This is a genomic window from Bartonella sp. W8167, assembly GCF_016100335.1.
GTDB lineage: Bacteria > Pseudomonadota > Alphaproteobacteria > Rhizobiales > Rhizobiaceae > Bartonella > Bartonella apis.
Window position 1 is genome coordinate 223,166 of record NZ_JACFSQ010000002.1, and the last position, 25,695, is coordinate 248,860.

The 25,695-nt window shown below is 44.7% G+C and carries 25 protein-coding genes; 11 read left to right on the plus strand and 14 right to left on the minus strand.

Features of this window, described 5'->3' with window-relative positions; translation table 11 throughout:
- Positions 1-108: 108 nt before the first annotated feature.
- Together H3V12_RS07635 and H3V12_RS07640 are read left to right on the plus strand one after the other, a co-directional pair.
- Positions 109-1,410 (plus strand): ActS/PrrB/RegB family redox-sensitive histidine kinase, encoded by a 1,302-nt coding sequence (locus tag H3V12_RS07635; protein WP_198214190.1) that lies wholly within the window; start codon positions 109-111, stop codon positions 1,408-1,410.
- A gap of 73 nt (positions 1,411-1,483) precedes the next feature.
- Positions 1,484-2,044, plus strand: a complete 561-nt coding sequence (locus tag H3V12_RS07640; protein WP_075869687.1) for an ActR/PrrA/RegA family redox response regulator transcription factor — start codon at positions 1,484-1,486, stop codon at positions 2,042-2,044.
- Positions 2,045-2,271: 227 nt separating this feature from the next.
- On the opposite strand, the gene H3V12_RS07645 is transcribed toward H3V12_RS07640, so the two are convergent.
- Positions 2,272-2,775 (minus strand): MmcB family DNA repair protein, encoded by a 504-nt coding sequence (locus H3V12_RS07645; protein WP_198214191.1) that lies wholly within the window; start codon positions 2,773-2,775, stop codon positions 2,272-2,274.
- Between the two features lie 204 nt (positions 2,776-2,979).
- Positions 2,980-3,699 (minus strand): arylesterase, encoded by a 720-nt coding sequence (locus H3V12_RS07650; RefSeq protein WP_198214192.1) that lies wholly within the window; start codon positions 3,697-3,699, stop codon positions 2,980-2,982.
- 73 nt (positions 3,700-3,772) lie between these two features.
- Between H3V12_RS07650 and H3V12_RS07655 the strand changes: the two genes are divergently transcribed.
- The 3 genes from H3V12_RS07655 (at position 3,773) to H3V12_RS07665 (ending at position 7,953) form a co-directional block, all read left to right on the plus strand.
- Positions 3,773-4,462, plus strand: coding sequence for an ABC transporter ATP-binding protein (locus H3V12_RS07655; protein WP_198214193.1), 690 nt, complete (start codon positions 3,773-3,775; stop codon positions 4,460-4,462).
- The gene (locus tag H3V12_RS07660) at positions 4,459-7,017 is read left to right on the plus strand and encodes an FtsX-like permease family protein (protein WP_198214194.1); all 2,559 of its coding nucleotides are present in this window, start codon (positions 4,459-4,461) and stop codon (positions 7,015-7,017) included. The genes H3V12_RS07655 and H3V12_RS07660 overlap by 4 nt, the downstream gene beginning before the upstream one ends.
- A gap of 165 nt (positions 7,018-7,182) precedes the next feature.
- On the plus strand, positions 7,183-7,953 hold the full coding sequence (locus tag H3V12_RS07665) for a Bax inhibitor-1/YccA family protein (RefSeq protein WP_075869683.1): 771 nt from the start codon (positions 7,183-7,185) through the stop codon (positions 7,951-7,953).
- Between the two features lie 183 nt (positions 7,954-8,136).
- On the opposite strand, the gene H3V12_RS07670 is transcribed toward H3V12_RS07665, so the two are convergent.
- The gene (locus H3V12_RS07670; RefSeq protein WP_246787534.1) at positions 8,137-8,496 is read right to left on the minus strand and encodes a DUF2794 domain-containing protein; all 360 of its coding nucleotides are present in this window, start codon (positions 8,494-8,496) and stop codon (positions 8,137-8,139) included.
- A gap of 224 nt (positions 8,497-8,720) precedes the next feature.
- Here H3V12_RS07670 and H3V12_RS07675 point away from each other — a divergent pair, with 224 nt between their 5' ends.
- Positions 8,721-9,608: an endonuclease/exonuclease/phosphatase family protein gene (locus H3V12_RS07675; protein ID WP_198214196.1), complete on the plus strand. Its 888-nt coding sequence runs from the start codon at positions 8,721-8,723 to the stop codon at positions 9,606-9,608.
- Between the two features lie 222 nt (positions 9,609-9,830).
- Here H3V12_RS07675 and H3V12_RS07680 read toward each other — a convergent pair whose 3' ends face one another.
- Positions 9,831-11,291, minus strand: a complete 1,461-nt coding sequence (locus tag H3V12_RS07680; RefSeq protein ID WP_198214197.1) for a phospholipase D-like domain-containing protein — start codon at positions 11,289-11,291, stop codon at positions 9,831-9,833.
- 190 nt (positions 11,292-11,481) lie between these two features.
- Between H3V12_RS07680 and H3V12_RS07685 the strand changes: the two genes are divergently transcribed.
- Positions 11,482-12,054, plus strand: coding sequence for an HdeD family acid-resistance protein (locus H3V12_RS07685; RefSeq protein WP_178391766.1), 573 nt, complete (start codon positions 11,482-11,484; stop codon positions 12,052-12,054).
- Positions 12,055-12,105: 51 nt separating this feature from the next.
- Here the strand turns inward: H3V12_RS07685 and H3V12_RS07690 are convergent, their stop codons facing one another.
- Positions 12,106-12,432, minus strand: a complete 327-nt coding sequence (locus tag H3V12_RS07690; RefSeq protein ID WP_075869944.1) for a septal ring lytic transglycosylase RlpA family protein — start codon at positions 12,430-12,432, stop codon at positions 12,106-12,108.
- A gap of 237 nt (positions 12,433-12,669) precedes the next feature.
- Here H3V12_RS07690 and H3V12_RS07695 point away from each other — a divergent pair, with 237 nt between their 5' ends.
- Positions 12,670-13,053, plus strand: coding sequence for a YbaN family protein (locus tag H3V12_RS07695; RefSeq protein WP_198214199.1), 384 nt, complete (start codon positions 12,670-12,672; stop codon positions 13,051-13,053).
- A gap of 264 nt (positions 13,054-13,317) precedes the next feature.
- On the opposite strand, the gene H3V12_RS07700 is transcribed toward H3V12_RS07695, so the two are convergent.
- The 6 genes from H3V12_RS07700 to H3V12_RS07725 form a co-directional block, all read right to left on the minus strand.
- A complete protein-coding gene (locus H3V12_RS07700) occupies positions 13,318-13,938 on the minus strand; it encodes a L,D-transpeptidase (protein ID WP_198214200.1) in 621 nt (206 codons plus the stop codon).
- Between the two features lie 925 nt (positions 13,939-14,863).
- Entirely contained in the window at positions 14,864-15,637 is a 774-nt protein-coding gene (locus tag H3V12_RS07705) for a glycosyltransferase family 25 protein (protein ID WP_198214201.1), read from the minus strand.
- Positions 15,638-15,697: 60 nt separating this feature from the next.
- A complete protein-coding gene (locus tag H3V12_RS07710) occupies positions 15,698-16,606 on the minus strand; it encodes a metal ABC transporter permease (protein WP_198214202.1) in 909 nt (302 codons plus the stop codon).
- Positions 16,603-17,454 carry a metal ABC transporter permease gene (locus tag H3V12_RS07715; protein WP_198214203.1) on the minus strand — a complete coding sequence of 284 codons (852 nt, stop codon included), beginning with the start codon at positions 17,452-17,454 and terminating at the stop codon, positions 16,603-16,605. Before H3V12_RS07715 ends, H3V12_RS07710 begins: the two co-directional genes overlap by 4 nt.
- A complete protein-coding gene (locus tag H3V12_RS07720) occupies positions 17,451-18,284 on the minus strand; it encodes a manganese/iron ABC transporter ATP-binding protein (RefSeq protein WP_075869673.1) in 834 nt (277 codons plus the stop codon). Before H3V12_RS07720 ends, H3V12_RS07715 begins: the two co-directional genes overlap by 4 nt.
- Positions 18,281-19,135 carry a metal ABC transporter substrate-binding protein gene (locus H3V12_RS07725; RefSeq protein ID WP_246787535.1) on the minus strand — a complete coding sequence of 285 codons (855 nt, stop codon included), beginning with the start codon at positions 19,133-19,135 and terminating at the stop codon, positions 18,281-18,283. Before H3V12_RS07725 ends, H3V12_RS07720 begins: the two co-directional genes overlap by 4 nt.
- Before the next feature lie 226 nt (positions 19,136-19,361).
- Here H3V12_RS07725 and H3V12_RS07730 point away from each other — a divergent pair, with 226 nt between their 5' ends.
- Positions 19,362-19,868: a transcriptional repressor gene (locus tag H3V12_RS07730; protein WP_198214205.1), complete on the plus strand. Its 507-nt coding sequence runs from the start codon at positions 19,362-19,364 to the stop codon at positions 19,866-19,868.
- Here the strand turns inward: H3V12_RS07730 and H3V12_RS07735 are convergent, their stop codons facing one another.
- Together H3V12_RS07735 and upp are read right to left on the minus strand one after the other, a co-directional pair.
- Entirely contained in the window at positions 19,869-20,141 is a 273-nt protein-coding gene (locus H3V12_RS07735) for a PepSY domain-containing protein (RefSeq protein WP_198214206.1), read from the minus strand.
- Positions 20,142-20,811: 670 nt separating this feature from the next.
- Positions 20,812-21,438 (minus strand): uracil phosphoribosyltransferase, encoded by a 627-nt coding sequence (gene upp / locus H3V12_RS07740; protein WP_075869670.1) that lies wholly within the window; start codon positions 21,436-21,438, stop codon positions 20,812-20,814.
- 161 nt (positions 21,439-21,599) lie between these two features.
- On the opposite strand from upp, the gene ubiE reads away from it, so the two are divergent.
- Entirely contained in the window at positions 21,600-22,382 is a 783-nt protein-coding gene (gene ubiE, locus H3V12_RS07745; RefSeq protein WP_198214207.1) for a bifunctional demethylmenaquinone methyltransferase/2-methoxy-6-polyprenyl-1,4-benzoquinol methylase UbiE, read from the plus strand.
- Positions 22,383-23,963 carry a 2-polyprenylphenol 6-hydroxylase gene (gene ubiB, locus H3V12_RS07750; RefSeq protein ID WP_198214208.1) on the plus strand — a complete coding sequence of 527 codons (1,581 nt, stop codon included), beginning with the start codon at positions 22,383-22,385 and terminating at the stop codon, positions 23,961-23,963.
- 254 nt (positions 23,964-24,217) lie between these two features.
- Here the strand turns inward: ubiB and H3V12_RS07755 are convergent, their stop codons facing one another.
- Positions 24,218-25,471 (minus strand): trypsin-like peptidase domain-containing protein, encoded by a 1,254-nt coding sequence (locus tag H3V12_RS07755; RefSeq protein ID WP_198214209.1) that lies wholly within the window; start codon positions 25,469-25,471, stop codon positions 24,218-24,220.
- Positions 25,472-25,695: the final 224 nt, after the last annotated feature.

Sequence of the window (25,695 nt, forward strand, 5' to 3'; positions counted from 1 at the left end):
CGAATATCAGCTTTAAACATTATGAAACGACATTGTTTCGTTTAACCGATTTTCCGAATAAATAGACGAGCTCACTTCGCAAAGGCAAAATTGGCAAAGGCAAAATTGATGGAAAAGGAATTTTTTCAACGCACATCCACCTATTCGCGCCGCTTGCGTTCGACAACGCTCATCCGCATACGCTGGCTTGCTATTTTCAGCCAGACGATAACAATTGCTTTTGTTTCGGTCTATCTGGGCTTCAAGTTCCCGATTGTCCCGTGCGCAATATTGATTGCTGCATCCATCTGGCTCAATATTTTTCTGACATTCTTTTATTCGATCAATGACCGCTTATCTTCGAATGTCGCTACTGCCATTCTGGGTATCGATATTTTACAGTATGCCGCTTTGCTTTATCTGACAGGCGGCCTGCAAAATCCTTTCTCGGTTTTACTGATTGCTCCGGCGGTCATATCTGCAACTTCACTGCCAAGAAAACACATCATCTTTCTCAATTTGCTGGTCATCATTCTGGCAAGTTTCCTCTCCACCTATTCCGAACCTTTGCCTTGGTATTCCGGTCATACTATTGAAATGCCAAGGCTTCTTGTTGACGGCATCTGGACGGCAATTGTATCCTCGCTCATATTTACGACAACCTATGGCTATAGGGTTGCGGAGGAAACCCGAAGCCTCGCCGACGCATTAAGTGCTACCGAACTTATTATGCAGCACGAAAAACATTTATCCGAACTGGATGGCCTTGCAGCAGCTGCGGCTCACGAACTTGGCACCCCGCTTGCAACAATCCAGCTTGTCGTCAAGGAAATGTATAACGGATTAAAGGATGATCCTGACATTGGCGACGATTTGCGCCTTCTGTTAAGCCAGACCGAGCGATGCCGGAACATACTCAAACGTTTGACAACACTTTCCAGTGAAGGTGAAGAACATCTTTCACATTTGAGCCTTCTGGAACTTCTAGAAGAGGTTTCGGAACCGCTTCGCGAATTCGGTATCGATATTGTTTTCGAAAAGGGTGAAACAACCGGCAAAGAACCGGTTTTCCCACGAAACCCCGGCATACTTTATGGCCTCGGCAATCTGTTGGAAAATGCCGTCGATTTTGCGCGCAGCAAGGTTATCATCCAATATAAATGGAATGAAAAATATGTAGCACTCACGATTATCGACGACGGTCATGGCTACGATCCTTCCATTCTCGATCGTATTGGCGAACCTTATACCACAAGCCGTCATACAGATAGTCAAGGCGGAGGATTGGGGCTTGGATTATTTATTGCCAAAACACTTCTCGAAAGATCGGAAGCAGTCTTGCGTTTCAGAAATAGTCCGAAAAAACAGTTCGGTGCAGAAGTCTATCTGGCATGGAGTAGAAAGGGGTTGACCAAGTCCAACACGATTTGACAATTTGTCGCAGTCAAGGCTAATGTTGACAATCAAGCGGTGGATTTTACCCCTAGCCGATAAAGGACGATGAATGACTGACACTGCACATGATCAGAATGCAATTGGGGCCGATACTTCTTTGCTTCTGGTTGACGACGACAAGCCGTTTCTTCACCGTTTGGCGCGTGCCATGGAAACACGTGGTTTCAATGTGACTATGGCCGAATCAGTGCAAGATGGCATCGCCAACGTGCGCCATAGCCCACCAGCATATGCGGTGGTTGATCTGAAATTGGGGGATGGTAACGGGCTTGATGTCATTGAAGAAATTCGTAAAATCCGCCCTGACACCCATATGATCGTATTGACCGGCTATGGCAATATCGCTTCGGCTGTCAATGCTGTGAAACTCGGCGCAATCGACTATCTCTCGAAACCTGCCGATGCCGACGACATATTCGGAGCTTTAACCCGCCACGCCGGTGAAAAAGCTCCAGTACCGGAAAATCCTATGTCGGCGGATCGGGTACGTTGGGAACACATCCAACGCGTTTACGAAATGTGCGACCGTAATGTTTCTGAAACCGCCCGCAAGCTCAACATGCACCGGCGTACTTTACAACGTATTCTGGCAAAGCGTGCACCGCGCTGAAATTAAAATGTCGTGACAAAACCGGAATGCCGCATGACACTTCTGCGCCAGTGCCGCTCTGATGCCAGTGCCGCCCTGATAAATGTCGCTTATTCCGGCACGCAACCTTTTTGACAAAAACCTGTCACCAAGAATGTCTGGAATTACGAAAGAATCTATAGAATTGCCCAAAAATGTAAAAAATTACTATGAGGCGTATACGGCCGGCTTTCTGATTTTTCGTGAATTCATCCGGCTTTCTCATCATTGTCGTCGGCAAGGTCGAATCCTTCGAGTTCGGCGCGAGTAAGTCTCCGTGCTGCAACCCTCGAAAATCGCAACATAACGGCTTTTCGTGTTGCTGCCGACATGCGATGTTCTGGCGCCTCCCGCATAATATAGCCGTCAAAACCATCGGCCAGAATAAACCCGCAATCTTCAGGAAAAAGCTCCATCGGAACTTCGTTGTGACTGGCAAAATAGAGGCGGTCGCAATGTATCCGGTAATCCGGCCATTTGTGATCGGCTTTCAAATCTCCAACAGAAGATTTGATCTCGACAATAATCACCTCTCCTTTGCGTGTAATTCCCACAAGGTCGGCCCGCCTTCCGTCGGCAAGCGGCAACTCGCTTAAAACAGGAATACCAAGTCGCAAAAAAAGTCTTTGAACGCCGTGGCGAACCATCAGAGCTTTTTCCGATTGACGCCCGTCGTCCAAGGGATGTTCTTTATGAAGATTGATAATCGGCATAACGCGAGAGTTTACTTGTTCCTTTTGAATTCATATCCGGCAGTTTTTTCATTGCTCGTGACTGTTGATCGACACGAGCCTTGAAACAACAATTCGCAAACACGTTTATCGGTAATTCTTTTATCTCAATCGGTTTTAGCGATCCAATTTACGAATGTCGGTTCACTCATGCCTGTTCATTGGCGCAAAATGACCAGTGCTACATTATTGGTGATGAACGCCCAATTCATTCAATGTCTTTTCAATCATCGGCAACATTTTTTCGACAATGACAGCAACGCCTTTTTCATTGGGATGTTTGCCATCGTCCAACTGCAGATCCTGATGACCCGCTACGCCTTCCAGAAAGAAAGGATAGAAGGCTACATGATATTTGTCGGCAAGACGTTGATAGATCGACTCGAATTGCTGCGCTTTTTCCTTACCATAGTTGGGAGCGCTTTTCATACCGACAAGTATGACCGGTATTTTGCGCTCTTTCAATCGTGACAACATGAAATCAAGATTATCTTCCGTAACTTTCGGGTCTATGCCGCGCAACATGTCGTTGGCACCGAGTTCCAGAATGACAAGCCCTGTTTGTTCGGGTACCGACCAGTCAAGACGTTCGCGGCCGCCTGTCGTTGTATCACCCGAAACTCCCGCATTGATAACTGATATATTATAATTTTTTGCCTGCAAGGCGGCTTCAAGGGCGGCGGTAAAAGATTTGTCGACGGGGAGCCTATAGCCGGCCATGAGACTATCGCCAAAGCCGACAATCTGGAACGGACGTGGCGGCGTCAAATCATCATCAAGAACTGTTGTTTCACTATTCTCTCGTGCCGGTTCCTGTATTTGCCCGGTTTCTTCAGCAAATAGAGGTAAACTCGCAATGCAGCCAAAAGAAAGGCCGATAAATGCGCAAATGAATGATCGCAACATTATTTCTCAATTCCTTTACGAGAAGTATAGTTATATTTTAAATCAGCTTATGGCATAAGAACAGGAGTTATTTGTGGCAAGTTCGCTCGTTAAACTGAAAAATATCGATCTTACTCTGGGTGAGGGAAGCTCGCGCGTTCACGTTTTAAAGGAATTGTCACTTACGGTAAATCAAGGTGAAACCGTGGGCATAGTCGGCCCCTCCGGTTCCGGCAAATCGACATTGCTTATGGTGCTTGCCGGGCTTGAAAAAATCGACAGCGGTGAAATAACCATTGCGGATACGCGCATCGACAAGATGAACGAGGATGAAGCAGCGATTTTTCGCGGGCAAAATATCGGCATTGTTTTCCAATCCTTCCAACTTATCCCCAACATGACGGCTTGGGAAAATGCGGCGGTTCCTCTTGAACTTGCGGGAAACAAGGATGCTTTCGGTGTTGCAAAAAAAGAACTAGAAGGCGTCGGGCTTGGTGGGCGGCTTCATCATTATCCTGCAACATTATCAGGTGGCGAACAACAGCGCGTTGCAATTGCTCGCGCACTCGCCCCCAATCCCCGTATATTGGTTGCCGACGAACCGACAGGCAATCTTGATGCCGACACCGGTAAAACAATTGCCGACCTTATATTCAAACGGGCAAAAGAACATGGATTGACGACTGTGCTTGTTACCCATGACCTTGGCCTTGCAGCACGCTGTCAACGCCAAATCCATGTAAAAAACGGTCGCATCGAAAATGAAAGCGTGATGCCTGCATGAAAAGATTTCAAGAACTTTGTCTGGCATGGCGTTTCTGTTTGAGAGAAATGCGTAGCGGCCTTAAAGGATTTTATATTTTCCTTTGCCTGATTGCATTGGGGGTTGCAGCCATTGGCGGGGTGGATGGCGTTTCAAAAAATATTAGCAATGAAATTAAAAATCAGGGGCAGGTAATTCTTGCCGCAGACATACGTTTTAGCCATACACAGCGCGAGGCAAATGAACAAGAATTGGCATTTTTCAAAGCCCAGGGAAAAATTTCCGAAAATATTCTCATGCGCTCTATGGCACGACGAGTCGATACAAATGATGGCACCTTGGTCGAAATAAAGGCTGTCGACAGCTCATACCCGCTTTATGGCAAGTTAAAAACCGTTCCCCAAGCCACAAACACCGAATTGTTCGGAAAAGATGGGAAAGGTTCTGGTGGTTTTGGTGTCGCAATCCAGAAACTTTTGCTTGACCGGCTTCAGCTTCACATTGGTGACAAAATTAGAATTGGAGATCGCGACTTTACAATTCGCGCAGTTGTCGAGGAAGAACCTGACCTCTTGTCGGAAGGCTTTCAGCTTGGGCCGCGGGTTTTTATGTCGATTGATGCTTTACGCGAAACGGGTCTTATCGTTCCCGGAAGTTTGCACAATTTTGTTTATCGGATCAAACTTGATAATCCGTCGGATAGCACCTTGCAAAACCTTCGGAATAACCATGAAAAAGAGTTTTCGGAAAATGGTTGGGCGATCCGCACCCACGTCGATGCTGCTCCTGTTTTGCAAAAAAACATCGAACGTTTTACCAGTTTTCTTACTCTTATCGGGCTTACAGCGCTCATTGTCGGTGGCGTTGGCATAGCCAATTCTGTTAACGCCTATATGGATAAAAAGCGCAAAGTGATAGCCATATTCAAAGCACTTGGTGCGCGTTCGCGTTTCATTGAAGAAATTTATTTTTCACAAATCATGCTCATCGCACTCATTGGAATTGTGATAGGGCTTGTTTTCGCGGCAATCATTCCCTTTGTGGCAAGTTTTGTCATCAGCCATTATTTACCATTCTTCGAGCACACACATTTTTCACCAGCCAGTCTCATCCTTGCAGTCATTTTTGCATTATTGACAGTTGCTGCCTTTGCAATACTGCCTTTATCCAGGGCCCGCTTTATTTCGGTAACGACGCTTCTTCGTCCTTTCGACGTTTCGACAATCAAAAAGTCGGATAAATCTGCGCAGCTCATTTCAGCAATATTACTTCTCATAACTGCAATTCTTGCGATTTCGACCGCATCGGACAAAAGACTTGCTTTCATATTTATCATCGCAGTCATTATTGTCTTCCTGGTTTTAAGAGCGGTTTCCTCGACAATTATTTTTGTCGCGCGCAAATGCGCCCATGTCCATTCAACCATTTTGCGCGTTGCTATAGCCAATATTTATCGGCCGCAATCCATTACCCCTTCGGTTGTTCTGGCACTCGGGCTGGGTCTGACACTGCTTGTTACGCTTTCCACAATCGACAGCAATTTGAGATTCGAGCTATCTGGTTCGGTTCCCGAAAAGGCTCCTGATTTCTTCTTTATGGATATTCTGAAAAGTGATGCAGACGATTTTTCCAGCTTTCTGCATAAGCAAGATCCGTCGGGAAGCTTCAAGATCATGCCGACATTGCGCGCTCGTATCACAAAAATAAACGGTGAACCGGTAAAGAACAGACACGTAAAAGAAGACAGTGAATGGGTGTTGCGCGGTGACCGCAATATAACCTATTCGGCAGCTATGCCGGAAAACACTGTGCTTTCCGAAGGCAAATGGTGGAAAAATGACAGAAGTGATGCAATCGAGGTTTCTGTTTCCAAAAGGGAAGCAATCGGACTGTTTTTGAAACTTGACGATACTATTACTGTCAATGTGTCGGGGCGGGAAATAACCGCGCGCATCACCAGTCTTCGAGATGTCGATTGGGATTCATTCAATATGAATTTCGTAATGATTTTTTCGCCACAAGCCTTGCAAGCTGCACCACATGTTTATCTTGCAACTTTCAAAGCGGGCAATAACCATGCCCTCAATGAAGCGGCATTGATGCGTGACATTGCAAATCGTTTCCCTTCGATTACTGTCGTACCTGTTCGTCAGGTTCTTTTTGACGCGAGAAAAATCGTTGATGAAATCGGTACTGCAATCCGTGCTTCATCTGCGATCGCAATTCTTGCTGCAATTCTTGTCCTCGTCGGCACACTTTCTTCGACCAACCGGTCGCGTATTCATGATGCAGTAATCTTGAAAACCTTGGGTGCAACCCGCAAAATGCTCCTCAAGGCCTATCTTGCCGAATATACAATTCTCGGACTTGCAACGGCGATTTTTGCATTTATTGCCGGAACGATAGCCGGTTCAATGATCGGCCATTATAAAATGGAGATAACCAATACCCATTTTTTCTTCGGCTCGGGTGTCATGGTTGTCCTTGTCGCTCTTATCCTGACAATCGGTTTCGGTCTTATCGGAACCTGGCACATTTTGAGTGAAAAACCATCGCGTTTTCTTAAAGAATTGTAATGTGTTGAAAACAATGAAAGACTTGTAATTTATCAAATTAATGCCCATAATATCGGTTAGGCATGCTGGGGTTCCGCCAGCGGCGCCCGGATTTCAAGTGGGGGAAAACAGCTTTTCCAGCCATTTACCGACACCGTCCGGAACACAAGCTAAAGGATTATTTATATGGCTGATTTCAGAAACTTTCGCCCGACGACAGTCACTCAGGCCGATGCTTCCATTGACCAGGGACTGCGCAGTTATATGCTAGGCGTCTACAACGCGATGGCAATCGGGCTTGTTATAACAGGTATCGCAGCGTTTGCTATTGCTTCACTTGCAACAACGAGCGATCCGACACCTTATATGTTACCCAATGGCGTCCATCTGACATCATTCGGTGTTACCTTCTATACGTCACCGTTTGCGTATGTTGTGATGTTTGCCCCGCTCATTGCAGTTTTCTTTCTAAGCTTCAAAATCGAGTCGTTGAGCACAAGTTCGGCGCGCGCATTGTTTTTTGTCTATGCAGCACTTGTCGGTTTGTCGCTTTCGTCAATCATTTTGCGCTACACACCTGCAAGCATTACGCAGACATTCTTTATCACTGCGGCTTCTTTCGGTGCCCTTTCGCTCTATGGTTACACAACAAGACGCGATCTGACAGGCATGGGGTCTTTCCTCTTCATGGGGTTGATTGGCCTTCTGCTTGCCATGGTTGTCAATTTGTTCCTTGGCTCGAATGCGCTGCAATTTGCAATCTCGATTATTGGTGTTCTTATTTTTGCCGGTCTTACCGCTTATGACACACAGACAATCAAGGTTATGTATTATGAAGGCGATGCTGAAGAAACACGCGGCCGCAAGGTTGTGATGGGTGCTTTGACACTCTATCTCGACTTCATCAATATGTTCGTTTTCTTGTTGCAATTCCTCGGTCAGAATCGCAACTCCTAAAAATTCGAATATAAAACGATTTTTAAACCCCGCCTTTCTTAAAGACGGGGTTTTCTTTTATCCATTTTTAAAGGTTTTTAAATTTACTTACCCGGTTATGTGCACGGTTTTCCGATTGAATTTAAACGGTAAATGCAACAGCTTTCCGCTGCTCTTCAAAAGAAACAAATCCAATGGATAGGCTCAAACAATCTTGAATAGTTTTTTATCAAACACTTTCAGAACATTGCGAAGTTCTTTACCACGTTTCAAGATCAACCCGCTTGCAGCAATGACGCTGTAAGCACCCTGGCGGCTCGCCAATTTCGGATTTTTTTCAACACGGTAAAGCGGTATTTCGGCAGTGCGGCGAAATATGGAAAACACGGCTCTGTCATCAAGATGGTCAATCGCATAATCACGCCATTCGCCGGCAGCGACCATCTGTCCATAAACCCGCAAAATCGCGTTCAGTTCAATCCGGTTAAAGGCAACAGGCCCTATATGTTTCCTGGAACCGTTTTTTGAAAAAGCTTCGATTATTATTGCTTCATCGTCGCTCATATCAGCCATGGTGCTAATCTTCCAACATTTACGGATATTATTGTCCCATTTTAAATGGTGTAGACAATTTTTCTTGCAATAATTAAATCTTTTATCATATTCCAAAGAAAAAATAGATGGTAATAGTTTTCAATTTTGAGCGACAAATCTTGTAGTTTTAAAGCTGTCACTTCATATTATGGTTAAAGCTTTCGAGCGGGGCAATTCTGCTATCAGAAAAAATCATGGACATCCTCAAAAATAAAAAATTCCATTGGCCAAGCCAATTAAGTCAAAAAGCCCTTCAGACAAGATTGTTGCAAGCTGTCCGGAACCGTCATGGACATCGTCCGAAAGACGCCGATTGCGACACTTATGATATGGTTGTCGGCTCTTACAATATTCATAAATGTGTTGGTGTCGACAATGTTTTCGATCCCGCACGAATTGTCCATGTCGTTGCGGAACTTGATCCCGATATCATGGCATTTCAGGAAGCCGACAAGCGTTTTGGCGAAAGAGTAGGCTTGCTTGATCCGGAACTTTTGAAATCGGAAACCGGATTGGAACGCGTTCCGATCAATACCATGTCTCCACGAGGACTTGGTTGGCATGGCAATGCACTTTTCATCCGTAATGGCAAAGTCAAAGATATCGTTCAGCTCAATCTGCCCGGTGTTGAACCGCGCGGTGCACTCATTGTCGAGCTGGATATGCCGCTCGGGCTTATCCGCATTGTTGCAGCCCATTTCGGACTGTTGCATCATTCGAGGATTCAGCAGGCAAAACTTATTCTGTCTATTCTGGAAAAACGTGAAATCATGCCGACAATTATGATCGGTGATCTGAATGAATGGCGACTTGGCAGGACATCCTCCCTTAAAAGTCTTTCTCCGTTCTTTGATTTAAGACTCGGCACATTGCCAAGTTTTCCCTCCCGTTTCCCTGTTCTGGCACTAGACCGTGTTTTTGCCTATCCGCACGAGCTTGTTTCCAACATAGAAATTCATAACTCACCACTTGCACGGCTCGCTTCCGATCATCTGCCTATCAAGGCGGAGATCGACCTTGAAGGCGCTACCAAATTGCTGAAAGAACGCACAAAAACCGGAGCGATCAAACGCTTGAAATAAGCTGATTGATAAGATTCGATAAGACGTGTCGCGCGTGAAATAAAGGGTGATCGACCAACGCTGAAGGATTTAAAAACACGGAAGAAATCCAGTTTTCAAATTTATACTTCGGATTGCTGTTTAGATGGAAGAAGCCGGTAACTCCAGCTGGTTATACATCGTATTTGCACGCAAAAAATCTTATCAATTTTTTCAAAGACGATTAGAAGACAATTAAACGCCTCAAAGATAGGGCGAACCCAACCAGATCATTTTGTCGATCAAACGCGAAAGAAACGGTCGTTTTAAAAGATCTTCCATTCTGACCTCGTGTGCATTTTCCCGTTCGTGACTGATTTTTTGTGAAAGATAACAGGCAAGCGACTCGTCGAATATTTCCATATCAATTTCGAAATTCAGTCTTAACGAGCGCGAGTCGAGATTTGACGAGCCGATATAACTCCAGCGATCATCAATCTCCATGAGTTTGGAATGGTTGAATGGTCCTTCTGCACGCCATATGCGGCATCCGTCATGCAACAATTGGTCAAATTGCGCGCGCATGGCACAATCGACAAGTTTCAGATTGTTATTTCCCGGTACAACAATATCAACTTCGACACCCCGACGGGCCGCTGTAACCAGCGCACTTATCAACTCCCGATCAGGCAAGAGATAAGGCGTCATGATGCGGATATGTCGTTCGGCAAGCGAGAATGCCCCGATCAACATATGCTGGTTTGTTTCAATCAACCGATCCGGACCGGTTGGTACCACACGTATACACACCCCTTCATCGGAATTGTCCCTGATTGCAGGAATAGACCAGTTTTTTGTATCGAGATTTTCGCCCTTCGCAAAAGCCCAGTCATTGGCTGCAACCGAAAAAATATCGGCTACAGCAGGCCCCTCGACTCGAAAATGTGTGTCATCCGCGGTTTTTTCACCGCTGAATGTTTGGGAAAAACCGGCACGTATATTCATCCCTCCGGTAAAAGCAACACTCCCGTCAACAACAAGAATTTTTCTGTGGGTGCGCAAATTGGCGTAAGGCAGCCGCAAACCGATTATGATATTGCCGTTAAAAACAGCTACAGGAACGTTCTCGCGCCGCAAATCACGCACGATAGACGGTATCGAATAGCGGGCACCTACCGCATCAATCAGGACACGCACCTCGACACCGCGACGCACCGCGTCCGCTAAAGCAGCAACAAAAAGTTCTCCCATACTATCGCGGTCAAAAATATAGCATTCAAGAATTAACGAACGCTTCGCCGTACCGATTGCCTTTAACATCGCACTGTAAGCTTCGTCGCCATTATCAAGCACCGTCAGGTGATTGCCATGTGTCATGCGGCCGAGACTCACATTATCGCCGAGTTTTTTCATCGGCAGGGCAAGACGGCCAAATCTTTCCAGAATATAGCTATCCGAACAATCATAATTTTCGGCACGCGCACGCCCTTTTCCACCGGCATGACGATGACGTTTATAGACAACGTTGTCATGCATCCGGTTGATACCGAAAATACCATAGATTAAGGCTCCGATAATGGGCGAGAGCATAATAACACCAACCCATCCTATAGCGGTACGAACCTCCTGTTTTGTCATGGTGGCGTGGATTGCTGCCCCAAGTCCCAGAAAAAATGATAATACGGCTAGGATATGCGGCCAATAATTTTCAATAAACACATCCATTGGTTACTTTGCTTTCATTGGTCTTCACAGACGTTGATAACCGCTACAATGATTAACCTTCTTTATTTCTATGTTACTTCTTTCTTATATTCTATGATAAAGGTGGCGCGAAAATGGTATTGCCGGCATGAAAAAGCAATGCCATAAAACGTAATGTTCTGGAACAGTCATTTTGAAAAGGAAAACCGTCGTGAGTTCAAATAATTGGAATCCGTTGGAAGGTGCACACGAGCTATCGGCGAAATGGGGCTGGTTTTTGGTTCTTGGAATCATCCTTCTTGTTGTCGGTATTATTGCCGCTTTCACATTACCTTTTGCAACGGAAGCCGTCGCTATTTATATCGGCATTATGATGCTTGTGGGTGGTATCGTGCAGATCATCCACGCTTTCGGCGTTAAAAGTTGGGGCCGTTTTTTCTACTGGTTGTTAGCCGGTATTCTTTATACATTCGGTGGCATTGTCTGCCTTGTTCAACCGGTTCTGGCAGCGGCTGTCTTCACTTTCCTGCTCGGATTTTTGCTCGTCGTTGCCGGCGTTATCCGCGTGGTTATCGGTTTTCAGAGCCGCGAACTCAAAGGTCATGGATGGATTATTGCTGCAGGTATCATTACCGCTATTGCCGGCCTTATTATTACGACCGGCTGGCCTGCCAATACACTATGGGTTTTGGGATTGTTCCTGTCGATAGATCTGATCTTTCAGGGATGGGGCTGGATCGGTTTTGCAATCGGTTTACATTCGCTCAAAAATTCGGGCCTATAAAGTTTGAATAAAAATGGGGAAGAATATTCTTCCCCTTTTTTAACTTTTATCTCAGCTTAACCGTTCATAACAAACATTTGTAAGTCCGTGCTGCACGAAGCCAAGCTCGGCGGCTGCACCTTTGGACAAATCGAGTATACGACCGGCAATAAACGGCCCGCGATCATTAATACGTACGATAATCGATTTTCCATTGAATTTATTGGTCACGCGGATTTTGCTTCCAAGCGGTAATGTCTTATGCGCTGCTGTCATACCGAAAGGATTCATCTTTTCACCAGAGGCCGTTTTCGAATGCAATGCATACCATGATGCACCACCGCACTGGTTACCATGACTGACATTGCCATGATGTACGCTGGCTTGACCAAGATTGATAAAACTGACAACAAAGATTGCTGACAAGAACGGTAGAAGTCTTATTTTATCGGCTAAAAAACACATATCCTGCTAACTGGTTGGAGTTTCGGGGATTAAGCGAAATGAGGATATAACCTATGGTTGTGTCGTTCACATGGCCGTGAAAAGGCATTTTTGCCATTATTATCAATTAGTTGACCTATTTTGGGTCAATTTTCTATGCAACCCTGCGTTTTTAATAAGCATGGACGAAAGATGAAAGAATCCAACACACCGACGCCGTTACGCGTTATCTATCTGGTGATCGGTTGTCTTATGATTGTTTTGGGGATTGTTGGCGCCGTTCTACCTATTATGCCGACAGTGCCATTTTTGCTTGTTGCGTCGTGGTGTTTCGCAAGGTCATCTCCGCGTTTTCATAATTGGCTTCATAACCACAAGGTTTTCGGCCCCCCGATCAAACAGTGGGAAGAACAAGGGGTCATATCACCTTTTATCAAATTCCTTGCTGTTGGCGGAATGGCTGTCGGTTTTTGCTCGTTCTTGCTCATTGCCCAACCGGTTTTATGGTTGGCATTGATAACAATTGCCGTATTGATTTTAATTTCTATCTATATTTTGACGCGACCGTCCCGCTAATGTTTCGGCCGCTTACGGTTTCAGAACATGAATCTTGTCACCGGTCTTGAGAACCGGAATGACGACTCTACAATGAAAATAATTTTCATTCGTTCCGCTTTTGTCAAAGAAAATTCGAGCTTCTTTCGTGAACTTCCCAATGAGCCTTATTTTCCGATTTTTCGAAAAAACAACTATCAAATCAACAAATAAAAAAGCGCGGAAGAATCCGCGCTTTAAACAGAGATAACATTCGACGCCAATTATTTTACAACCGGCTTCGGGCTATTTTACAATCACCTTTGCACCAATTTCCGTGCGATTATAGAGGTCTATAATATCTTGATTGATAAGACGGATGCAGCCGGATGAAACATTGGTGCCAATTGACCACCATTCAGGTGTGCCATGCAGCCTGAACATACTGTCTTTGCCATCTTTATAGAGATAGAGTGCCCGTGCACCAAGCGGATTTTGCAAGCCCGGTTTCATTCCACCGGCAAACTCTTTCAATTCAGGTTGACGTACCAACATACGCTGTGGCGGTACCCAGTTAGGCCATTCTGCCTTGCGCCCGATTGTAGCGTTACCCGTCCAGCGGAAACCATCACGCCCTACGCCGATGCCATAACGCATGGCCTTGCCATCCGGCATGATATAATAAAGATATTTGGCTCCGGTATCGATGATAATTGTGCCGGGTTTTTCATCACTGGGATAGCCGACAATCTGGCGGCGAAACTCTGGCTTGATCTCGTTTGCTTTGATTGCGGGTATAACAAAACCACCATCATTGACCTGAGAATAGGCCGCAAGCGTTGATGACGAGCCTCCTGTTGTTGTACAACCGTCAAGCGTTGCGCTGGCGAGCAGTCCGGCAGCTAACAAAACAAATTTTACGCGCATATTCCCCTCTTTAATCAATAGGTCAAATCAGCAGACACGAATCGTATTCGTGTCACTCAATTAAATCCGCGATTGTTAATAGGCTATTAACCTTATACAGTTTGCGTAATTTTGATAGAAAAAACTGTTTCATTGAAAATTTTTACCCTGTTTTTTGCTTCAAACGCGCCCAAAATAGACTGGTCTTATAAGCTGTCTCGAAAAGATCAACGAGAAACTTCGAAGCTGAAAAAGCAACGAAGGTCATTCATGGAATATTTTTCGGATGAATATTTTTTTCGAAAAATAATGAGATTTACTTGGGATAGCTTTAAAAATTCAATTATACGTTGATAATTTCATTACTAATTTCCATGAATACGGTAATATTGCGATAGAGAGAAAACGCATACAATACAATATAATATTGTTATGATTGATCTCGATTTTGTGATTTTCAAACCGTATTTTTTACTTTGTTGCAACACCGAAGTAAATTAACCTTCTTAATAGAGAGAGGAAGAATAAGCCGTTTTAATGCCGGAAAACGAAAGGTTCTTTGCTTAAACATTTTCAAGCCACCTGATTTTGAAATGCTCGACGGAACAAAATAATTTCAGGTTGATCGGGTAATTTGGCGGTTATTTTATCGGATATGATTTGATGAATGGATAAGGTTGATCGGGATAGAGAATCAAAACAGTTAAAATCAAGGGCAAAACAAATAAAAATACCGGAAAAGAAAAAGGCCGCGCGGGAGGAGATGCGCAGCCTTTGATTCCGAATGCAGCTATGGGAGGAGGAGGTGCTGCATTCAACTTGCTGGATTTGGGAGGAGGAGTAATCCAGCAAGAGGTAAAATATTGCATCAGCCGCCGAACAACAACCCACAATTATGCATAGCTGTTATGCATATAGAAAGCCATTTGTTTTCAAACGGTTACGGTTAGCGAAAGGGCACAACGCCCCAATAATAGTGGAAAAATGTCTTAAAAAACCAAGGTTTCAGATAACGTTTTTTAAAACGATTTAGTTCGCGCCATACTTTTTGTAAAAATAGACGGTTGGGTTTAAAAATTTTCGCATTTTTCCGTTCCAAAAGAATGGTGCTGGTAAGTCCGATCTGGACAACAATCGCCGGAAAAATTTGTTCGATATTAAGTGACCCGAAAACTCCGCATTCCGGATTGTACATAATTTCATCAATCGGTGCAGTAACAAGTTTGACTTCATCATATAGTCGTCTGGCACAAGCTTTGGATATAATGTAGCCGCCAGAACAATAATGTTTGGTCACAAGCCGTCCAAGTTTATAATTGTCAGCAAGTTCAGTATCGAATTTTTTTAAAACACAAACGATTTGGGCAGTATCCAGCTTAACGATATCACACCCCTCAGGCACCCAATCCGCATTTTTCAAAAACTGATGAGCATGGGTAGAAAGTTTTATATCGTCTTCGAATACCGCTCCATAGGGTTCATCGCCTTCAGCAATCAACCGCCAGCATTCAAGATGACTGAGAAAACAGCCAACTTCGGCTCTTGTGATTTTTTTAGGCCACTTGCGAATACGCGTCAGCTTGTCGAATTGCTCTTCAGACAAAGAATGTCCGTCAACGGCTTTGACCCGGGTAAAACCGAGACCTTGTTTGGTAAATATGCTTTTTATATGAATTAACCTCTCTTCGGAGCGATCAAGATTAATCACATAACGTTTCATAGAGCTTAAGCCTCAGTGACAAATTAGGCTTAAGCTTCTAACATTAAACGGGGACAATACTCAAGCTGCCGATGAGCGAATGCGCGCTGTAATTGATATAAAAAGAAACGTAACGATAAAGAGAAGGGTCATGATCAGCACAATTGTCGACGCAGCATCGGAACCGAGAAACGCACTTGCATAAACGCCGAAAAGGCTGCTGAAAACCGCAATTACAACAGCTATCGAAATCATGAACGAAAAACGCTTTGTTACGAGATAGGCAATGGCACCGGGCGCGATAAGCAAAGAAATAGCCAAAATTATCCCCACAGCTTTCAATGCTGCAACGATTGTCAGGGAAATCATTGTAAGCAAGGCATAATGCAAAAAACGGACATTAAGACCCACAGCTTTAGCCTGAATGGGATCAAACGTGAAAAGCAGGAAATCGCGCCATTTTGCACCAAGGGTAATAGCCACCAAAAACGAGATGATGAAAGTCTCGTAAATATCAAGCCAATTTACACCTAACAAATGGCCGAACAGAATGTGATTGAGATGAAGCTCGCTTTCAATGCTGGTTGCCATAACCAATCCCAAACCGAACATTGAAGAAAACACCACTCCCATCACTGTGTCTTGCTTGATACGGCTGTTTGCCCCCAAAAAGCCGGTGAGAACCGCACAAACCATGCCAGCAAGAAATGCACCGAAGGCCATCATTGCCATGGTAACATCGGACCGATTGATGGCTTCCGCACTAATAAAAGGTATAAGTCCCAGAACAAACATCGTGAGCGGTGTCATCATATAGCCCGCAACGACACCCGGAAAAACCGCGTGGGAAATAGCATCCCCTAAAAGGGACCATCCTTTCAAAACCAGAAAGCAGGACAGCATTGCCATCGGCACTGCAACGGTCATCGTAATCAGCATTCCCCTGATCATGAAAGGAAATTGGAAGGGAAATAGAAGCGTATCCATCATGATTGAACTTTCTTCGCGCGCAGGCGTGCCGCGATAAAACCGTGTTTGGGGGCAAAGAAAAAACTCGAAGCAAATAGCAGTGCTTGCAGCAATACAATGACGCCCCCGGTTTGAGCATGAATAAGGTAACTTGAATAAACGCCGACAATGCTCGTGAGAATGCCGATCACAACCGAAAGAACAATCAAACGTTGAAAACGGTCGGTTATCAAATAAGCGGTCGCTCCCGGAGTAACAACAAGACTAATGACCAGAAAGGCTCCTACCGTTTGCATGGCTGCAACTGTTGAAGCCGCAAGCAGGGCAAAAAACAGGATTTTCAATCCTCTGGTGTTTATACCGATTGAACGGGCATGATTTTCGTCAAAGAAAGTCACCATCATATCTTTCCATTTGATGAAGAGTATAACGAGTGAAATGATGCCGATCAGTGCGAGCTGGAAGATATCTGTCGGGCTTACCGCCAGAATATTGCCGAGCACAATTGTATCAATGCTCACAGCCATCGGCTTTAAAGATTTCATAAACAACCCGAGTGCGAAAAATGACGAAAAAATGAGACCTATGATGGTGTCTTCTTTCAATTTCGTTCGCTCGTTGAAAAATAGCATGGCAGTGGCCGCAAGCCCTCCCGAAAAAAAAGCGCCCAACGAAAACGGTAAGCCCAACATATAGGCACCGGCAACACCGGGCACAATCGAATGGGAAAGTGCATCGCCAATCAACGACCAGCCTTTAAGCATCAAAAATGCCGAAAGAAATGCGCAAACACAACCAACCAATGCGGAAACCCACATCGCGTTTATCATAAAATCATAAGAAAAAGGTTCCAGAAGCTGGTCTATCATTGTGGCAACGTCTTTTGCTGATAAGGAGAAAGCACAAGCGGGTCTTCATCATCGCTGACGACGTCAACTCCGGTTAATGTTTGTTGAGGGCTAACCACCTGATGTCTTAATGCACCACCAAAGGTTTTTGTGAGGTTTTCTTCGGTGAAAATTTCGGACGTCGGGCCATAACCCAAAACCGTGCCCTTTATTAAAACCGTGCGATCGCAAAATTCGGGCACCGAGCCAAGATTATGCGTGGAAACCAGCATAACGGCACCGCTTTTGCGCATTTCTTTAAGCAAGGCAATGATTTGGTCTTCAGTTTTGATGTCAACGCCGGTAAAAGGTTCATCAAGTAAAATGACCTTTGCTTCCTGCGCTATAGCGCGGGCCAGAAAAACTCGTTTTTTTTGCCCGCCGGACAACTCACCAATCTGACGCTTGCGAAAGGGAAGCATATTTACCCGCTGCAAAGCATCTGTCACGGCTGCATAATCGACATCTTTTGGCTGGCGCAGAAAATTCATGTGGCCATAACGACCCATCATGACAACATCTTCAACCAGTACCGGAAAATTCCAATCGACATCTTCCGATTGAGGAACATAAGCGACAAGATTTTTCTTCAATGCATTGCGCACCGGCATACCAAAAACAGTAATGGAACCGCGCGACAGACGCACAAATCCCATGATAGCTTTGAATAAGGTCGACTTGCCGGAACCGTTAATTCCAACCAATGCAGTAATAGAACCTGTCGGCGTTTCAAAACTTGAATCGCGCAGTGCCGTATGTCCATTACGGTAGGTCACTGTGATATGTGATGCAGAAATTCCTTCAGTCTTCATTGGGCTAGTCCCTTGGCAATAGTGGAACTTGTTACTTTCAGAAGATCAATATAAGTGGGAACAATGCCGTCAGCCTCGGACAGCGAATCGACATAGAGCACACCGCCATATTTGGCGCCGGTTTCACGAGCAACCTGTTTGGCTGGTGCATCCGAAATTGTACTTTCCGAAAAAACCACAGGAATGTTGTATTTTCTCACGGCATCAATGACATGTTTAACTTGTTGGGGTGTGCCTTGCTGGTCTGCATTGATCGGCCAAAGATAAAGTTCTTTCAAATTAAAATCGCGGGCAAGATAGCTGAACGCACCTTCACTCGTAACCAACCAGCGGCGATCTTCCGGCAAGCCTGAAAGTTCTGCCTTGATCGGATCAATCGTTGCTCTGATCTTGGCTTTGTAAATTTCTGCATTTTGCTTGTAAGTTTCAGCGTTTTCCGGATCATATTTCACAAACGCATCGCGGATATTGTCGACATAGATCAAAGCAGATGTGGGCGACATCCATGCATGGGGATTGGGTTTGCCATTATATGGCCCCTCGTTGATGCTCATAGGATCAACGCCGGTTGAAACGACAACCCCCGGCACATTATGAATATTGTCAAAAAATTTCTCGAACCATAATTCCAGATTCAACCCGTTCCACAAAATAAGATTGGCACCTTGGGCCCGCATCAAGTCCTGCGGTGTCGGTTGATATTCATGAATTTCTGCACCCGGTTTGGTTATTGACTGGACTTCGGCTGCATCTCCCGCAACATTTTGTGCCATATCGGCGATAACAGTAAATGTTGTTACAGCCTTGAATTTCTGAGCGGAAAAACTGTTTGCAGCTGAAAAAAGACTCATCAAAACAACTATAACTGCGGATACAAATGTTTTGAGACCGACCTGTTGTAAAAAAGCAGGTTTCATATTCAAAAATCCTCTCACTTAATTTTCTTATTGCAAATGATTTGCAATTTCTATATTGCGTAACAAATCATATTGTTAATTGCAACTGCAAACTATTTGCAATAATAAAACAGCGATTTTTAGGTATTTGCTTATAACCAGTGACTGACAAGGAGCGTTTATGTTGGATTTTACGGGACACATCCGTCCGGTCGTCAAGAGCACAAAAAACGCAACCCCGATCCATGATATATTGGAAAATTGCGGGCTTCGCGTCACACGTCAAAGATTGATTGTTGCAAAATATATCTTTGGTAGGGAAAAATGCCTGATAGATGCAAACCGCCTTTATGAAGATATTGCTTCTTCCGGTGAGGATATTTCCCTTGCGACAATCTATAATACCCTGCATCATTTTACCAAAGCAGGATTGGTCAGGCCGGTTGCATCTTCCGGACAAAAATCATTCTTTATTGCCAATTGCCGTAACAGCAGTTTCTTCCACTATGAGAGCGGAAAAGTCATTGCTCTTTATGGTCATGAACCGGATGTACAAAAGCTCCCTCTTCCCCCTGAAGGCTTCGAAATAAGTCATATTGATGTTGCTATTCATCTTGTCAAAAAAACCGGTATCCCGAATGTTTCGGGAAAACCGGTTACAAAACCGGACGCCATTCACGCCAGATAATCAATCATCGACTTTTTGGCGAGTTATATTGCCCTGACGATCGATGTAGAGCTTGAGGCGTTGATTAGTTTTGTCAATTACTTCGGCTTTCCAGCCTTCGTGCTTTTCATCAAGCTCGCGAATTTTAAAGCCGCTTTGCTCCAGTTTCGTGGTCAAAGCCGACCAGCTGATACGTGCATTTTCTGCCGCGAATGATGAGCTCGCAAAACCTATAAGGCCAAAAGTCGCAGTGGCAGCAGCAAGTGCAATCATGCGAATTTTGTTCATTATCATATCTTAATCCTCCATTCGTATTGTTGACCCGTTGTACCACCAGAAATTGTAGATAACTTTTGGTACCCGTTTATCGCATATGGTTTTTATTCCACCCGATACAAGGGTAAAACCGCGTCATGACCTGTGTGTCAATCTTCCGGTTACCGGCCAAAAAAGTAAAAACGTTTAATCAATAAGAGCTTTTGCATTCGAATGATGTTGCCGGAAACAATTTTCCCGATCAATAATCCTTGAACAATCATGCCAGCATTTAAAAACAAAAGAAAATTCTAATCTGATCCGGCATATCACCACTCAAATCGTGACAACGGGGTCTAACAATCAAGGCTTTTTGTTTTTATCTATGTGCGTCAAAAACCGTTTTCATACACGTTAAAGGCTTTTTCTGTGTGATCAAACTTGCGGGAAATTCATACAAAATGTGAGCTTTAACCCGAATTTTTACAGCAAAAACGGTTTCATCGTTTTGACATAAAATGAATAGACTGCCTCACAGGTTGTAAGAAAAGACAGAAAAGAGCTTCGTTCCTAAAAACCGCATATTACAGAACATAAACCAAACATTCCTTTTGCTTTAGCCAAGCATTTATTGTGCTCTTTTTATGTTCTGCACGTGATACCCCACACGGCCGGGCTTTTGTGGTACTCGTTCTCTCATTAAGTGGCGCTATTTTGTGCCGAACATACGGTCGCCTGCATCGCCCAAACCGGGAAGAATGTAGGAAGCGGGATTGAGTGCCCGATCAACCGATGCAGTGAAAATATCGACATCGGGATGAGCCTTTTGCAACTGTTTGATTCCCTGTTCAACACTTAATATGCACACAAACCGTATTTCTTTAGCGCCATGTTTTTTCAATTGTTCAATGGCTTTGACAGCGGAATTTCCGGTTGCAAGCATAGGATCAACCACAATAACCAATCGTTCCGAAATATCTTCGGGTGCTTTGAAATAATATTCGACCGCTTCAAGTGTATTATGGTCACGGTAAAGGCCTATATGACAAACGCGTGCAGACGGCAAAAGATCAAGCATGCCGAAAAGCAGCCCCTCACCTGCTCTCAAAATCGAGGCAAGAACGAGCTTTTTGCCCTTGAGCATGGGAGCTTCCATTTCTTCCATCGGTGTTTCGATGTGAACGGTTTCAAGCTCCAGATCGCGGGTGACTTCATAACCAAGCAAGAATGCTGTTTCCCGCACAAGCTGGCGAAATTCGGCAGTCGATGTTTCTTTGCGGCGCATCATTGTCAATTTGTGTTGGACAAGAGGGTGGGAAACAATTGTTAAACCCATGGGCTTTTCTCCTCATTACAGCATTCTATATGTCGTATAAAACCATTGAAGTGGAATGAAAAGGGCGAAGCTCGACTGGTCCTACTTTTTCATCAGAACCCATTCCCTAAACGGATAAGTTAGGCTAGAAAAAGACGGGATAAATTTGAAAGGTCACAAATATGACTGCTGAGACAGAGCGCGTCGGCGCAAAAGGCGGGATGGAAGAAACATTCGGTTTTAAGAAAGTCGACGAATCGGAAAAACAGTCGATGGTCAACGGAGTTTTCCATTCTGTGGCCAAAAAATACGATATCATGAATGATGTCATGTCGGTAGGCATGCACCGTCTGTGGAAAGATGCATTTGTTGCATGGCTTCACCCTTCGCATCTTAATGGTTATAAAGTACTTGATGTGGCTGGTGGTACGGGCGACATTGCTTTCCGTATTGTTGAAGCTTCCGGTCGCCACGCTCATGCAACGGTTCTTGACATCAACAGTTCCATGCTGGAAGTCGGGCGCGAAAGAGCCAAGAAAAACGGCCTCATGCCCTATCTCGATTTTGTCGAGGCCAACGCCGAAAAACTTCCCTTTGAAGACAATACATTCGATGCTTATACGATTGCATTCGGCATTCGCAATGTTCCCCACATTGCCAAAGCCTTGTCGGAAGCCTTTCGCGTTTTAAAGCCGGGTGGGCGGTTTATGTGTCTGGAATTTTCGGAAGTTCAAATGCCGATTCTTGATAAACTCTATGACATCTGGTCATTTCAGGGCATACCGCGCGTTGGCCAGATGATTGCCGGTGACAAAGAGTCTTACCGCTATCTGATCGAATCTATCCGCAAATTTCCCCAGCAGGAAGATTTTGCTGCAATGATACGGACAGCCGGTTTTTCACATGTCAGCTACCGTAATCTGACCGGTGGCATTGCTGCCATACATTCCGGCTGGAAAATCTGAATGTCAAAACTTACCGCATCCTTCCGTCTTATGCGTGTCGGCTTCATTCTGGCACGAGAAGGTGTGTTAAGCGCACTCCCAAGCGATGGATTACCCGCTTCGCTCGCATTTTTCCATCGTTTCGCCGGCTGGTTTGCCAGAAAAAGAAGTAAAAAAACCAACCGGTCGGAAAATATGTCACGGGCAATAAACAAGCTTGGTCCATCCTACATCAAGCTTGGACAATTTCTTGCAACCCGTCCCGATATTGTCGGATCGGAAGTAGCAAAAGACTTGTCGAGCCTCCAGGACCACGTCGATACCTTTCCTCATGAACAGGCTATTGCGCAAATCGAAGGTTCGCTCGGCCGCAAAATAGATGATCTTTTTGTCGAATTCGGTCCGGCAATTGCCGCCGCCTCGATGGCACAAGTTCACCCCGCAACCGTGCGGAACCCTGACGGGAGTCTTCGTAAAGTCGCCGTCAAGGTTATCCGCCCCGGAGTAAGGCGGCGTTTTGCCAAAGATCTTGAGGGATTTTACCTTGCTGCAGAAATGCAGGAACGCTATGTGCCGGCAGCACGGCGATTGAAGCCGGTCAGCGTTGTTGACACATTGGCACAAACCACAAAAATTGAAATGGATTTGCGCCTTGAAGCGGCGGCACTCTCTGAAATTGCCGAGAACACAGCAAATGATAAAGGTTTTCGTGTTCCCGCAGTCGATTGGGAGCGCACAGGACGTGATGTTCTGACCATGGAATGGATTGACGGCATCAAAATGTCGGATATCGAAGGGCTTAAAGCCGCCGGTTTCGATCTTGATGCACTTGCTGTCACCCTTATGCAATCCTTCCTGAAACATACATTGCGCGATGGTTTTTTCCACGCGGATATGCATCCGGGCAATCTTTTTGTTGATAAAGATGGATGTATCGTTGCAGTCGATTTGGGCATTACCGGAAGGCTCGGCAAACAGGAAAAACGTTTTCTCGCTGAAATTTTATATGGCTTTATTACCCGCGATTATCGGCGTGTAGCAAACGTCCACTTTGAAGCCGGTTATGTGCCGCCCCATCAAAATATGGAAAGCTTTGCACAGGCCAACCGTGCCATAGGCGAACCGATCCACGGTCAATCGGCTGAAACAATTTCGATGGCCAAATTGTTGACTCTGCTTTTTGAAGTGACCGAACTTTTCGACATGCAAACACGGCCGGAACTATTGCTGTTACAAAAAACCATGGTGGTTGTGGAGGGCGTTTCCCGTTCGCTTAATCCCCATTTCAATATGTGGAAAGCAGCCGAACCGGTTGTAAAAGAGTGGATCACAAAAAATTTAGGGCCCATCGGCATGGCAAAAGATTTGACCGAAGGTGCGCAATCGCTCCTTACTTTTGCCCGCAGAACGCCGGAACTTGTCCGAAGCGTCGAACGCATCCAGAAGGGTGCCGATAAAATGGCGCAGGATGGCCTTCATCTTGATGATGATACGCTGAAAAGATTTGCCCTGATGCAGGGAAAACAAAACCGGTTTGGCCGATATGCTGTCATTCTAATCGCTGTTTGCATGGTGATTATCACTTATAAACTTGTTGTTTAACGCAAAGTCGGAACGACAACGAACGCTTCATTTTTTGCAAAAACTTTGGCGGCGTGTTGTTTCACGCCGCTCAAAACATCATCAAAACGCTACTATAACCGACGTTCTGCATTACTTAATCAATAAACGCTCGTCTTCAGGTTTGATTGCGTTTCAAACCGGTAAAATTACGAGATATTTTTATAACGCCTTATGACAAGCGTCCCGGCCGATATTCCAGTATCAAGTTGAAATACAGAACCATTTGGAAACTGTTATTTAACGCCGAGTTCAACACCTTTTTTGGCTCTTGGCGTTCCCATATGATCTTTAAGCCAACATTGCTTTTTCCTAGGGATAAATGAAAAAGCTATACACCGCTGATCTCCAATACATCCTATAAAACAGGAAAAATAATCCGTATTTTCGATATAAGTGTAATCACCACCCGTGATATCCTTATTACTCAAAGCCATAAAATCGGTTATTTTTACGCTATTCCTTTTGCTTGAGATAAAGGCTGCAGCGGCGTCTTTATTACGAATAAGGGCAACAACATCATATTTCAGCATACAAGCATGAAGGCGCTTGTGGTAGGTCAGTGCCTGACAACGCCCGTCATTTTCGCACATTTCTAAGCAATTATCGAAACTCACATGTTTTGCAGACCGGTAATCAAACCCGATGGCATCGTAATTATTTTGATTAATGAACGTTACGGTAGGCTGATTAACAGGTGGTACGTTGACGTTGCCCTGCACGCCGGCAGACGAATTTGATTGAGGCAATGGCTGGTTTACGGTCTGATTGGCCTCGTTGGTTGGCGTCGGGGCGTAACACAATATCTTATAAACCGAAGGCGTTGCTTTTTCGGTAATATCCGCAGTTGAAGGAACAGGTGCACCCTTATCATCATTGGCGTAAGAGACTGTTAAACCTTGCGCTTCTATAAATAGTGCCGCAACGCCTGCTCTCAGCGCGAAGTTGACATTTTGTGCAATAAATCCGGTTTGATCGGCAAAATTTTTCGATAGTCCGGCAGTGGTTATACCGATAACGTGACCATGCCTGTCAATGACTGGTCCGCCCGAATTACCGGGCTGAATAGGTGTTGATATCTGTAAATAACGCGCATCATTTTCGACACCTGAAAGGGCATTGACATTGCCGGTCGTCATTTTGATCGAATCCGATAAAAGACCGTCCAGTGGAAAACCGAGTGCAATAATATCTTCGCCCAGGCGGATGACATCACGCCTTAAAACCAATGCCTGCGTTTTTACTCCTGCCGCTGCCTTTATCAAGGCAAGATCATCATGGGAATCCATGCGAAGATCTACAGCATCCCCCGTATTGCCGATTTCCACACGTTGGCACCCTCTAACAACGTGTGCATTGGTCAATATCCAGCCATCATCAGTAACAGCAAAACCACTACCCGTAGAAGATGGCGTTTCAGCCCATGTTGCTTCATTCAATGTGGTCAATATCAATAAAAATGAAAGCAACTCTGGAATAAAATAACGCATATATTCTCTCCACATGATGAATTCTTCAATTACATCATTATATGAGACAAAATAGTCTGAAAATTTAAATATCAAATAAACGGTTTCATCCCAAAATTTAAAAATCATTTTTACATTATAATGAACGATACATAATGAATTCAAAAATAGTTGCGCATGAAGAACGGTTAAAGAATAAAATAAATCCGGTTGATGCACTTGCCGTGATTGTTTGAAAAGGCTAA